The 10,804-nt window shown below is 71.2% G+C and carries 12 protein-coding genes and 1 pseudogene; 7 read left to right on the plus strand and 6 right to left on the minus strand.

The annotated features are described in order from the left end of the window. The first annotated feature begins 17 nt into the window (after nt 1–17). The 4 genes from ACFWBT_RS23945 (at nt 18) to ACFWBT_RS23960 (ending at nt 2,654) form a co-directional block, all read left to right on the plus strand. Entirely contained in the window at nt 18–179 is a 162-nt protein-coding gene (locus ACFWBT_RS23945; RefSeq protein WP_143608830.1) for a DUF4177 domain-containing protein, read from the plus strand. Then, nucleotides 176–646: a RidA family protein gene (locus tag ACFWBT_RS23950; RefSeq protein ID WP_261704750.1), complete on the plus strand. Its 471-nt coding sequence runs from the start codon at nt 176–178 to the stop codon at nt 644–646. Before ACFWBT_RS23945 ends, ACFWBT_RS23950 begins: the two co-directional genes overlap by 4 nt. 311 nt (nt 647–957) lie before the next feature. Continuing rightward, a complete protein-coding gene (locus ACFWBT_RS23955; RefSeq protein ID WP_385703690.1) occupies nt 958–1,827 on the plus strand; it encodes an NUDIX hydrolase in 870 nt (289 codons plus the stop codon). Further along, complete coding sequence (locus ACFWBT_RS23960; RefSeq protein WP_266761068.1) at nt 1,824–2,654, plus strand: MBL fold metallo-hydrolase; 831 nt, start codon at nt 1,824–1,826, stop codon at nt 2,652–2,654. Before ACFWBT_RS23955 ends, ACFWBT_RS23960 begins: the two co-directional genes overlap by 4 nt. A gap of 65 nt (nt 2,655–2,719) precedes the next feature. On the opposite strand, the pseudogene ACFWBT_RS23965 reads toward ACFWBT_RS23960, so the two are convergent. Both ACFWBT_RS23965 and ACFWBT_RS23970 read right to left on the minus strand, forming a co-directional pair. Continuing rightward, nucleotides 2,720–2,998, minus strand: a pseudogene (locus ACFWBT_RS23965) (nucleotidyltransferase); the annotation flags it as partial. Nucleotides 2,999–3,252: 254 nt separating this feature from the next. After that, nucleotides 3,253–3,927, minus strand: coding sequence for a Crp/Fnr family transcriptional regulator (locus tag ACFWBT_RS23970; protein ID WP_006382668.1), 675 nt, complete (start codon nt 3,925–3,927; stop codon nt 3,253–3,255). Between the two features lie 336 nt (nt 3,928–4,263). Between ACFWBT_RS23970 and nth the strand changes: the two genes are divergently transcribed. The 3 genes from nth to ACFWBT_RS23985 are packed head-to-tail and all read left to right on the plus strand — an operon-like array spanning nt 4,264 to nt 7,343. After that, nucleotides 4,264–5,364, plus strand: coding sequence for an endonuclease III (gene nth / locus ACFWBT_RS23975; protein WP_385703696.1), 1,101 nt, complete (start codon nt 4,264–4,266; stop codon nt 5,362–5,364). A 52-nt stretch (nt 5,365–5,416) separates the two neighbouring features. Beyond that, nucleotides 5,417–6,130, plus strand: a complete 714-nt coding sequence (locus ACFWBT_RS23980) for an NUDIX hydrolase (protein WP_385703698.1) — start codon at nt 5,417–5,419, stop codon at nt 6,128–6,130. Nucleotides 6,131–6,143: 13 nt separating this feature from the next. Beyond that, nucleotides 6,144–7,343, plus strand: a complete 1,200-nt coding sequence (locus ACFWBT_RS23985) for a MarP family serine protease (protein WP_385703700.1) — start codon at nt 6,144–6,146, stop codon at nt 7,341–7,343. A gap of 15 nt (nt 7,344–7,358) precedes the next feature. Here the strand turns inward: ACFWBT_RS23985 and ACFWBT_RS23990 are convergent, their stop codons facing one another. The 4 genes from ACFWBT_RS23990 to nhaA form a co-directional block, all read right to left on the minus strand. Beyond that, nucleotides 7,359–7,538: a hypothetical protein gene (locus ACFWBT_RS23990; protein WP_266761078.1), complete on the minus strand. Its 180-nt coding sequence runs from the start codon at nt 7,536–7,538 to the stop codon at nt 7,359–7,361. 163 nt (nt 7,539–7,701) lie between these two features. After that, nucleotides 7,702–8,652, minus strand: a complete 951-nt coding sequence (locus ACFWBT_RS23995; RefSeq protein ID WP_385703703.1) for an alpha/beta fold hydrolase — start codon at nt 8,650–8,652, stop codon at nt 7,702–7,704. Beyond that, nucleotides 8,649–9,125 (minus strand): phage holin family protein, encoded by a 477-nt coding sequence (locus ACFWBT_RS24000; protein ID WP_385703706.1) that lies wholly within the window; start codon nt 9,123–9,125, stop codon nt 8,649–8,651. Before ACFWBT_RS24000 ends, ACFWBT_RS23995 begins: the two co-directional genes overlap by 4 nt. A gap of 43 nt (nt 9,126–9,168) precedes the next feature. After that, complete coding sequence (nhaA, locus tag ACFWBT_RS24005) at nt 9,169–10,563, minus strand: Na+/H+ antiporter NhaA (protein ID WP_385703708.1); 1,395 nt, start codon at nt 10,561–10,563, stop codon at nt 9,169–9,171. Nucleotides 10,564–10,804 lie beyond the last annotated feature (241 nt).

Consider the following 10,804-nt stretch of genomic DNA (forward strand, 5'->3'; position numbering starts at 1 on the left):
CGGCTACAGTCGGCCACATGACCAAGTGGGAATACGCAACCGTGCCGCTGCTCGTCCATGCCACGAAGCAGATTCTGGACACCTGGGGCGAGGACGGCTGGGAGCTCGTCCAGGTCGTGCCCGGGCCGAACAACCCCGAGCAGCTGGTGGCCTACCTGAAGCGCGAGAGGTCCGCATGAGCGGCGCGGTCGAGGCGAAGCTCGCCGAGCTCGGCCTGACCCTTCCGGGTGTGGTCCCGCCGCTCGCCGCGTACCAGCCCGCCGTGCAGTCGGGCGTGTACGTGTACACCGCCGGGCAGCTTCCGATGGTGGACGGGAAGCTTCCGGTCACCGGGAAGGTGGGGGCCGAGGTCACGGCCGAGGAGGCCAAGGAGCTGGCCCGCACGTGCGCGCTGAACGCGCTGGCGGCGGTGAAGTCGGTCGTGGGCGACCTCGATCGCATCGCGCGTGTCGTGAAGGTCGTGGGCTTCGTGGCCTCGGCGTCGGACTTCACCGGGCAGCCGGGCGTGCTGAACGGTGCGAGTGAGCTGCTGGGTGCGGTGCTGGGCGACAAGGGCGTGCACGCCCGGAGCGCGGTCGGTGTGGCCGTGCTGCCGCTGGACGCGCCGGTCGAGGTCGAGATCCAGGTCGAGCTCACGCACGCGTAGCCCTCCGGGGTGTCACCGGGTGCGGTGTCGCTCCGGTGGGCGGGTCGGGGCCGTGCCGGTACATCCGCCCGTCGCCGTTGGATCAGACGTCGGCTTCCCAGGGAGCCGCTGCTCGATCCGGGCGTGAGCGACGGGCATCTGATGTACCGGCACGGCCCCCGTTCGTTGCCGGGTGCGGGTGCAAGTTTTAGCCTCTCCGGCGTTTGAGGATCGGGGTCTGGGGCGGAACCCCAGGTGCGGGACGGGGCGGGAGACGCCTGCGGGGGCGGTTGGGCCTCGAACATCCGCCCGGCTCGGGATAGCCTCCGGCCATGGGGAATGGGCAATGGTTTCCGGCGGAGTGGCCGGAGCGGATTCGGGCGCTTGCCGAGGGCACGCTGACGCCGGTGACGCCCCGGCGCGCGGCCACCGTGATGCTGGTCAAGGACACCCAGGCCGGCCCTATGGTCCACATGCTGCGCAGACGGACCTCCATGGCCTTCGCCGGAGGCGCGTACGCGTATCCGGGCGGCGGCGTGGACCCGCGCGACGACGAGCAGCAGATCCGCTGGGCGGGGCCCACGCGCGCGTGGTGGGCGGAGAGGCTCGGCGTGGACGAGACCTCCGCCCAGGCCATCGTCTGCGCGGCCGTACGGGAGACGTACGAGGAGGCGGGCGTCCTGCTCGCCGGCCCCAGCCCGGACACCGTGGTCGGTGACACGACCGGGGAGGACTGGGAGGCGGACCGGGCGGCCCTGGTCGCCAGGGACCTGTCCTTCGCGGAGTTCCTCGACCGCAGAGGGCTCGTGCTCCGCTCGGACCTGCTCGGGGCCTGGGCCCGCTGGATCACCCCGGAGTTCGAGTCCCGCCGCTACGACACCTGGTTCTTCGTGGCGGTCCTCCCGGAGGGCCAGCGCACGCGGAACGCCTCCACGGAGGCCGACCGCACGGTGTGGATCCGTCCGGCCGACGCGGCGGCCGGGTACGACAAGGGCGAGCTGCTGATGATGCCGCCCACCATCGCGACCCTGCGCGGGATCGTGGCGTACGGGACCGCCGCCGACGCCCTCGCCGCCGCGCCCGCACGTGATCTCACCCCCGTCCTGGCCGAGGCCCGCCTGGAGGACGGCGAGGTCGTCCTCGCCTGGCCCGGACACGACGAGTTCACCAAGCACATCCCGACCGGTGGAGCCTCCGCATGACCGACGCAGCAGCCCTCCCCGGCCAGCCGCGCGGCGCGGTCCTCTCCGGCCCCGCCACCGCGCGCGCGGTGAACGTCCTCGCCCCCAACGCCTCCGCGATGACCCTGGACGGCACGAACACGTGGATAGTGGCCGAGCCGGACTCCGAGCTCGCGGTCGTCATCGACCCGGGGCCCCTGGACGACGTACATCTGCGGAATGTGCTGGATACGGCCGAGAAGGCCGGGAAGCGGGTCGCGCTGACCCTGCTGACGCACGGGCATCCCGATCACGCCGAGGGCGCGGCGCGGTTCGCCGAGCTGACGGGGACCAAGGTGCGGGCCCTGGATCCGGCGCTGCGGCTGGGGGACGAGGGACTGGCCGCGGGAGACGTGATCAGCCTCGGCGGGCTCGAGCTGCGCGTCGTGCCGACCCCGGGGCACACCGCGGACTCGCTGTGCTTCCATCTCCCGGCCGATCGGGCCGTGCTGACCGGGGACACCATCCTGGGGCGCGGGACGACCGTGGTGGCCCATCCCGACGGCCGTCTGGGCGACTATCTCGACTCCCTGCGCCGGCTCCGCTCCCTGACGGTCGACGACGGTGTCCACACCGTGCTGCCCGGTCACGGGCCAGTCCTCGATGACGCCCAGGGCGCGGTCGAGTTCTACCTCGCCCATCGCGCCCACCGGCTCGCCCAGGTGGAGACGGCCGTCGAGAACGGCTACCGGTCGCCGGACGAGGTCGTCGCCCGCGTCTACGCGGACGTGGACCGGTCGCTCTGGCCCGCGGCCGAGTTGTCGGTGCGGGCGCAGATGGACTATCTGCGGGAGCACGGGCTCATCTAGGGGCACGGACAGCCCCTACGACCGGCGGGCCGGGGCGGCGTTTTCCGGCGTCCTGGAGAAGGCCCTCACGGGCGGGGCGCCTTGATGCCGTGCACGCGCGCGTACTCCCCGGCGAGCCAGGGGCCCAGGTCGTCCGTGTACGAGCGGAGCAACAGCCGGTTCGCCGGTCGCCTCGTATCCGCGGACGGCTGCCTCACGCGGGTCGGCGGCCCGCTCCGGGTAGTACGTGCCGGGCGCCTCGGCCATCTCCCGAGGCCGCTGGTCCAGCCGTTCCAGCGCGGCGACAGCTGGGCGAGGCCGCCGTTCGTCTCGCGGGCGAGCACCGCGTCGGGGCGGTAGCGGGGTCCTCGCGCCGGATGTACCCCTGCGCGTCGAGTCCTCCGTGGTTCTCCTGAGCGGCCGTGCGCCCGCCGTGCCAGGGCCGGCCGTCCTGGAGCAGAACATGCACGCCTGCTCGGGCCGTGCGAGACCTGGAGGGCGGGCAGGGGTGACGGCGGCGGGGTTCCGCCGCGGAGGGGCAGGCCGGCAGGCACGGGCGACGACGACGGGGTCCCGCCTCGGAAGAAGGCGGGACCCCGTCGACGTACGGCTGAAGGTGTCAGCGCGAGCGCTTGGCGAGCCGCTCCACGTCCAGGAGGATCACCGCGCGGGCCTCCAGGCGGAGCCAGCCGCGGCCCGCGAAGTCGGCGAGCGCCTTGTTGACGGTCTCGCGGGAGGCGCCGACCAGCTGGGCCAACTCCTCCTGCGTCAGGTCGTGCACGACGTGGATGCCCTCTTCGGACTGCACGCCGAAGCGGCGCGACAGGTCGAGCAGGGCGCGCGCGACACGGCCGGGCACGTCCGAGAAGACCAGGTCGGACATCTGGTCGTTGGTCTTGCGCAGGCGCCGTGCGACGGCGCGCAGCAGCGCGGCGGCCACCTCGGGCCGCGCGTTCAGCCACGGCTGGAGGTCGCCGTGGCCGAGGCCGAGCAACTTGACCTCGGTGAGTGCGGTGGCGGTCGCCGTGCGCGGGCCCGGGTCGAACAGCGACAGCTCGCCGATCAGCTCACCGGGGCCGAGGACGGCCAGCATGTTCTCGCGCCCGTCGGGGGAGGTGCGGTGGAGCTTCACCTTGCCCTCGGTGACCACATAGAGGCGGTCGCCGGGGTCGCCCTCATGGAAGAGAGCATCGCCTCGCGCGAGGGTCACCTCACTCATGGAGGCGCGGAGCTCCGCGGCCTGCTCGTCATCGAGCGCCGCGAAGAGCGGGGCGCGCCGCAGAACGTCGTCCACGAGTTCTCTCCTTGTCGACCTGCTCAGGGGATCTTGCTCCCCCTTGGTACCAGGGGACCGTGTTCCCCATCTTGCCGGACGGTCCAAACAGTGTGATCAGTCACAAGTCTGCCGCACTGGCGTCCCAACGAGTGCGGCAGGGGGCCAATTGGGGGCCGATCTTCAGGGTCCGGGGCGGATGTCGGTGCCGGGCTCTAGGCTGGCCGGGTGTCCAAATCGCCGGTGAGAGCACAGGCCAAGGGGGCTGGGCGGGTGGTTGTACGTCGCGATTCCGCTGTGGGCGAACAGGTCCCCGACGGAACCAAAGAAACGACAAAAGCGACAGCGTCGACGCCGGTGAAGGCGGCACGGAAGGCCGCACGGAAGGCGGCGCCGGTGGCGGTCGCCGGGGAGGGCGCGAAGAAGACCGCCCGTCAGGCCGCCACAAAGGCGACGCCCGCGAAAACGGCCGCCCGGAAGGTGACGCCGACGAAGGCGGTCGCCAAGAAGGGTGTCGCCAAGACGGCGGTCGCCAAGAAGGCTGCCTCCAGGAAGGCCGTGTCGGCGAAGGCGGCCTCCGAGAAGGCCGGGTCCGAGAAGGCCGGGTCCGAGAAGGCCGGGTCCGCCGGAGCCGCCGCCAAGAAGGCGGTGCCCGTGCCGCACGCCGCTCCCGAGCCGCCGCGGAACGAGTCGCACACCGCTCTCGTCCGCCGGGCCCGCCGCATCAACCGCGAGCTGGCCGAGGTGTACCCGTACGCCCACCCGGAGCTGGACTTCCAGAACCCCTTCCAGCTGATCGTCGCCACCGTCCTGTCCGCCCAGACGACCGACCTGCGGGTGAACCAGACGACGCCGGCGCTCTTCGCCAAGTACCCCACCCCCGATGACCTCGCCGAGGCCAACCCGGAGGAGGTCGAGGAGATTCTGCGCCCGACCGGGTTCTTCCGGGCGAAGACCAAGTCGGTCATAGGGCTCTCCAAGGCCCTGCGGGACGACTTCGGGGGCGAGGTGCCCGGCCGCCTCGAAGACCTCGTCAAACTGCCCGGAGTGGGCCGCAAGACCGCCTTCGTCGTGCTCGGCAACGCCTTCGGGCGGCCCGGGATCACCGTGGACACCCACTTCCAGCGGCTCGTGCGGCGCTGGCGGTGGACGGCCGAGACCGACCCGGACAAGATCGAGGCGGCCGTCGGTGGGCTCTTCCCGAAGAGCGAGTGGACCATGCTGTCGCACCATGTGATCTTCCACGGCCGCCGGATCTGCCACGCCCGCAAGCCCGCCTGCGGCGCCTGCCCCATCGCCCCGCTCTGCCCGGCGTACGGGGAGGGCGAGACCGACCCCGAGAAGGCGAAGAAGCTCCTGAAGTACGAGAAGGGCGGCTTCCCCGGCCAGCGGCTCAACCCCCCGCAGTCCTATCTGGACGCGGGCGGCATCCCCGCACCCCCACTGGGCGCCGGATGACGGAACGAACACGGCCCCGGCGGGCGTTGGGAAGAGCAGAACGGGGGTGGCGATGAAGCGCGCAGGCAACACACAGGACGCGAGCAACACGCAGGGCGGGCCGGTGGTCCTCAGCAAGGACGGTCTGCCCGACTGGCTGGGCCCGGTCGCGCGCGCCGCGGAGACGGTGGAACCGCTCCAGCTGAGCCGATTCCTGCCGCCGGCGAACGGCACGGGCCGTCAGTCCGCGGTGCTCATCCTGTTCGGCGAGGGCGGCCGCGGCCCCGAGCTGCTGCTCATGGAGCGCGCCGGCACCCTCAGATCGCACGCCGGGCAGCCGTCCTTCCCCGGCGGCGCGCTCGACCCCGAGGACGGCGACCCGAAGGCCGACGGGCCGCTGCGGGCCGCCCTGCGCGAGGCCGAGGAGGAGACCGGCCTCGACCCGAGCGGCGTCCAGCTCTTCGGCGTGCTGCCCAAGCTGTACATCCCGGTCAGCGGCTTCGTGGTCACCCCGGTCCTCGGGTGGTGGCGCCGCCCGACCCCGGTCGGCGTCGTCGACCCGGGCGAGACGGCCCGCGTCTTCACCGTCCCCGTGGCGGATCTCACGGACCCGGCGAACCGCGCGACCACCGTGCATCCGAGCGGTCACCGGGGTCCGGCATTTCTGGTCGAATCGGCCCTGGTCTGGGGTTTTACCGCCGGGGTGATCGACAAGATCCTGCACTTCGCGGGCTGGGAGCGCCCGTGGGACCGCGATAAGCAGGTCCCGCTCGACTGGCGCGCATGACAAGGTGACCTCCGTGAATGTGCTGGACATCCTGTTGCTGGTCGCCGCTGTGTGGTTCGCGATCGTGGGCTATCGCCAGGGCTTCGTCGTCGGCATCCTGTCGGTGATCGGGTTCCTGGGCGGTGGTCTCGTCGCCGTCTACCTGCTCCCGGTCATCTGGGGCTGGGCGACCGACGACAGCGAGGTGAGCACGACCGCGGCCGTCGTGGCGGTGGTCGTCGTGATCGTCTGCGCCTCCGTCGGTCAGGCCCTCACCACCCACCTCGGCAACAAGCTGCGCCGGTACATCACCTGGTCCCCCGCCAGAGCCCTGGACGCGACCGGCGGCGCCCTGGTGAACGTCGTGGCGATGCTGCTCGTCGCCTGGCTGATCGGCTCGGCCCTCGCCGGGACGACCCTGCCGACGCTCGGCAAGGAGGTCCGCAGTTCCAAGGTGCTGCTCGGCGTGTCCCGCGCGCTGCCCTCCCAGGCCAACACCTGGTTCGCCGACTTCTCCTCGGTCCTCGCCCAGAACGGCTTCCCGCAGGTCTTCAGCCCGTTCGCCAACGAGCCCATCACCGAGGTCAAGCCGCCCGACCCGGCGCTCGCCGGCAGCCCCGTCGCCACCCGCTCGCAGAATTCCATCGTCAAGGTCATGGGCACCGCCCAGAGCTGCGGCAAGGTCCTCGAAGGCACCGGTTTCGTCTTCAGCGACCGCCGGGTGATGACCAACGCGCACGTGGTCGGCGGAGTCGACGAGCCCACCGTCCAGATAGGCGGCGAGGGCAAGAAGTACGACGCCACGGTCGTCCTGTACGACTGGGAGCGCGACATCGCCGTACTCGACGTACCGGACCTGAAGGCGCCCGCGCTGCGGTTCAGCACGAAGGACGCGAGCAGCGGTGACAGCGCGATCGTCGCGGGCTTCCCGCAGAACGGCTCGTACAACGTCCAGCCCGCGCGCGTGCGCGGTCGCATCACGGCCAACGGCCCGGACATCTACCACCGCAAGACGGTGCGCCGGGACGTCTACTCGCTGTACGCGACGGTCCGTCAGGGCAACTCCGGCGGACCGCTGCTGACACCCGACGGCAAGGTCTACGGCGTGGTCTTCGCGAAGTCGCTCGACGACGCCGACACCGGCTACGCGCTCACCGCGGACGAGATCCAGGAGGACATCGCCCAGGGGCGTACGGCCAACCAGCAGGTGGACAGCGACAGCTGCGCGCTCTGACCGGCGGGCAGGGCCTCAGCCGCGTGGATGGCGCAGCCGCATCGAGACCCAGCGGGCCCGGCGGCGCAGAATGTGCGGAATCCCCACGCGAGGATCCGTGCCTGTCAGCTGCGGGGTGCCCCTCTGATGGGAGCTCAGACCCGTGGCCGAGCGGCGATTGCGTGCTGCGTCACTGTAGTCGTGCGTCCAGCCCATACCCCGACGTCTGCCCCCGCCCCAAGGTCGATAACCTCGCCCCAGCCCCTCAATTGGCCTATGCGTGAGGCAATTGGCCGTTCGAGGAACAGGCGTTCACCGTCCGTATTTCCGGGTGTGACACCGGGCGCGTTCGGGCGATCACGCAAGGGTGACCGGGGTGTCACCGGTCGGGTTCCGGATCCTTCAGCCAGTTGACCAGTTCGGTGGAGAAAGCGACCGGATCCTCTTCGTGCGGGAAGTGCCCGAGCCCGTCGAACAGCCGCCAGCGGTACGGCGCTTCGACGTACTCCCCGGAACCCGCCGCGCTCCGCGTCCGCATCACCGGATCGAGCGAGCCGTGCAGATGCAGCGTGGGCACCCGCACCGGCCGCTTCATGCGCCGGTTGAACTGGATGCCGTCCGGGCGCGCCATGGACCGCACCATCCACCGGTACGGCTCCAGGGAGCAGTGCGCGGTCGACGGGATGCACATGGCACGGCGGTACGTCTCCACGGTGTCGTCGTCCGGCTGCCGCGGCCCCGACCAGTCCCGTACCAGACGGCCCACCAGGGCGCCGTCGTCCGCGAGGAGTTGGCGCTCCGGGATCCAGGGGCGCTGGAATCCCCAGATGTACGAGCCCGCCGCGGTCTGCTTGACGTCGGAGAGCATGGCGGAACGCCAGCGCCGCGGATGCGGCATGGACGACACGGCGAGCCGGCGGACGAGCTTGGGCCGCATGACGGCCGCCGTCCACGCCAGATAGCCGCCGAGATCGTGCCCGACCAGCGCGGCGTCGGGCTCGCCGAGGGACCGTACGACCCCGGTGATGTCGAGCGCGAGGTTGGCGGGGTCGTAACCGCGCGGGGTGCGGTCGCTGCCGCCGACGCCCCGCAGGTCCATGGCCACGGCCCGGAACCCGGCGTCGGCGAGCGCGACGAGCTGGTGCCGCCAGGTCCACCAGAACTGCGGGAAGCCGTGCAGCAGCAGGACGAGCGGCCCATCGCCGAGCTCGGCGATGTGGAAGCGCGCGCCGTTGGCGGCCACGTCCCGGTGGATCACTTTGCGTCCGCCGGGAAGGTCGATCCGTACGGCCGAGGTGGGTTGCGCCGAAGGTGTGGCGGGGTCGGTCATGAGGATGAGCGTGCCACAGCCTTGACGACGTCCTCGACCGGCTCGGGCCGGGGGTGCGGCTTGGCGTTCGGCAGAACAGCCGCCGTCTCCTTCACGGAGGCGGCCACCTTCTGCGGGCCCTGGCTCTTCTTGACCTTCTTCGCGAAGATCACGCCGATCAGTGCGAGCACGGCCGCGACCAGCACGTTCGCCGCGAACGACAGCAGGAAGCAGATCGCGAGATTCCAGTCGCTCCAGGTCCGGATGCCGTACGCGAGGGCGAAGCTGAGCATCGGCAGGGAGAAGATCAGCACCGCGCCGGCCGCCGAGAAGGCACCGCCGCTGACCGCGCCGCGCTTGACGTCCTGCTTGAGCTGCGCCTTCGCCAGGGCGATTTCGTCGTGCACCAGTGCGGACATCTCGGTCGTCGCCGAGGCGACCAGCTGGCCGATGCTGCGTTCGGCGCCGACCGGGCTGCCGTCGGGTGCGCTCATCGCGATCTCCCTCTTCTGCATGTGTTTGTGCGGTCCTGTCAGATCATGCCGGACCGTCGTTCCCCTCGCTTGCCCCACCCGCCACTTCGGCAAGCCTGCGATGCTCCGCGGCCTTCCGCTCGTAGATGGCGGCCATGCGCAAGTGGTACGCCGGGTTGTCCTGTTCGTAGATGTCGGGGATGCCGTCGAGGTCCTCGTCGCGCTCCTCGTCCTCGCACATCGCGCGGTACTTGGCGTTGCGCAGCTTCAGCAGCGCCGTGGCGAGCACGGCCGCGATGAGCGAGCCGATCAGGACGGCGGCCTTGGTCTCGTCGGTGAGGCTCGTATTGCCTTCGAAGGCGAGTTCGCCGATGAGCAGGGAGACGGTGAAGCCGATTCCGGCGAGGGTGGCGACGGCGGCGACGTCCGCCCATTCCAGGTCGTCGCTGAGCGAGGCCCGGGTGAACCGGGCCGTCAGCCACGTGCCGCCGAAGATGCCGACCGCCTTGCCGACGACGAGTCCGAGCACCACGCCGAGGGTCTCGGGCCGGGTGAACACGTCGTGGATCGCCCCGCCGGAGATCGAGACGCCCGCGCTGAACAGGGCGAACAGCGGCACGGCGAGTCCCGCCGACACCGGGCGCACCAGATGTTCGATGTGCTCGCCGGGGGAGTGCTCCTCGCCCTCGTGCGGGTGGCAGCGCAGCATCAGGCCCATCGCGACGCCGGCGATGGTGGCGTGGATGCCGCTGTTGTACATGAGGCCCCAGATGACCAGCGCGAGCGGAACGTACAGGTACCAGCCGTGTACGCCCTTGCGGAGCAGCAGCCAGAAGACGCCGAGGCCCACGACCGCCCCGCCGAGCGCGGCGAAGTTGATGGAGTCGGTGAAGAAGACCGCGATGATCAGGATCGCGAACAGGTCGTCGACGACGGCGAGGGTGAGCAGGAAGGCGCGCAGCGCGGACGGCAACGACGTGCCGATGACGGCGAGCACGGCGAGCGCGAAGGCGATGTCGGTGGCGGTGGGGACCGCCCAGCCTTCGAGTGAGCCTCCGCCGGCCAGGCTGGTCAGGACGTAGACGAGCGCGGGAACGGCCATGCCGCAGACCGCGGCGACCACGGGCAGCACCGCGGCCTTCGGGTCCCGCAGATCCCCGGCGACCAGCTCGCGCTTCAGCTCGATCCCGGCGACGAAGAAGAACACGGCCAGCAGTCCGTCGGCCGCCCAGTGCTCCACGGACAGATCGAGCCCGAGCGCGGCCGGCCCGAAGTGGTAGTGCGAGACCGTCTCGTAGCTGTCCGGCAGGGTGTTCGCCCAGATCAGCGCCGCGATCGCCGCGACCAGAAGCAGCACCCCGCCCACGGTCTCGGCGCGCAGCGCGTCCACCACGAAGTTCCGTTCGGGCAGGGACATCCGGCCGAAGAACTTACGGGCGGTGGAAGGGGGCGCGGCCACGGGGAGAACCTCCGGTCGAGCAGGCAGGACGAAGCACTCGCCGACCAGACTTCCCGGCACACCATGAACGATCTTGTCGCGTCTTTGACGCTTTGCTTACTTTACCTAAGATGCGGCCGGGTCGGTGCGGGATCCTCACATTACGGCGAAACCGGGCGCAGGGGGCTGTGGGTTGAGCTGAGAGGGGCACTTCGGCGGGGGGCGGGGGCGGCCCCCCGGGACGACGCGAGGGGTGTGGGAG

Origin of the sequence: Streptomyces sp. NPDC060027 (genome assembly GCF_042737005.1) — a bacterium.
Lineage (GTDB): Bacteria > Actinomycetota > Actinomycetes > Streptomycetales > Streptomycetaceae > Streptomyces.

Coding starts and splice junctions, on each gene's coding strand:
- ACFWBT_RS23980 (WP_385703698.1), top strand. CDS start 5,417: ATGAAGCGCGCAGGCAACACACAGGACGCGAGCAACACGCAGGGCGGG.
- ACFWBT_RS23955 (WP_385703690.1), top strand. CDS start 958: ATGGGGAATGGGCAATGGTTTCCGGCGGAGTGGCCGGAGCGGATTCGG.
- ACFWBT_RS23950 (WP_261704750.1), top strand. CDS start 176: ATGAGCGGCGCGGTCGAGGCGAAGCTCGCCGAGCTCGGCCTGACCCTT.
- ACFWBT_RS23990 (WP_266761078.1), bottom strand. CDS start 7,538: ATGGGCTGGACGCACGACTACAGTGACGCAGCACGCAATCGCCGCTCG.
- ACFWBT_RS24000 (WP_385703706.1), bottom strand. CDS start 9,125: ATGAGCGCACCCGACGGCAGCCCGGTCGGCGCCGAACGCAGCATCGGC.
- ACFWBT_RS23945 (WP_143608830.1), top strand. CDS start 18: ATGACCAAGTGGGAATACGCAACCGTGCCGCTGCTCGTCCATGCCACG.
- ACFWBT_RS23960 (WP_266761068.1), top strand. CDS start 1,824: ATGACCGACGCAGCAGCCCTCCCCGGCCAGCCGCGCGGCGCGGTCCTC.
- ACFWBT_RS23995 (WP_385703703.1), bottom strand. CDS start 8,652: ATGACCGACCCCGCCACACCTTCGGCGCAACCCACCTCGGCCGTACGG.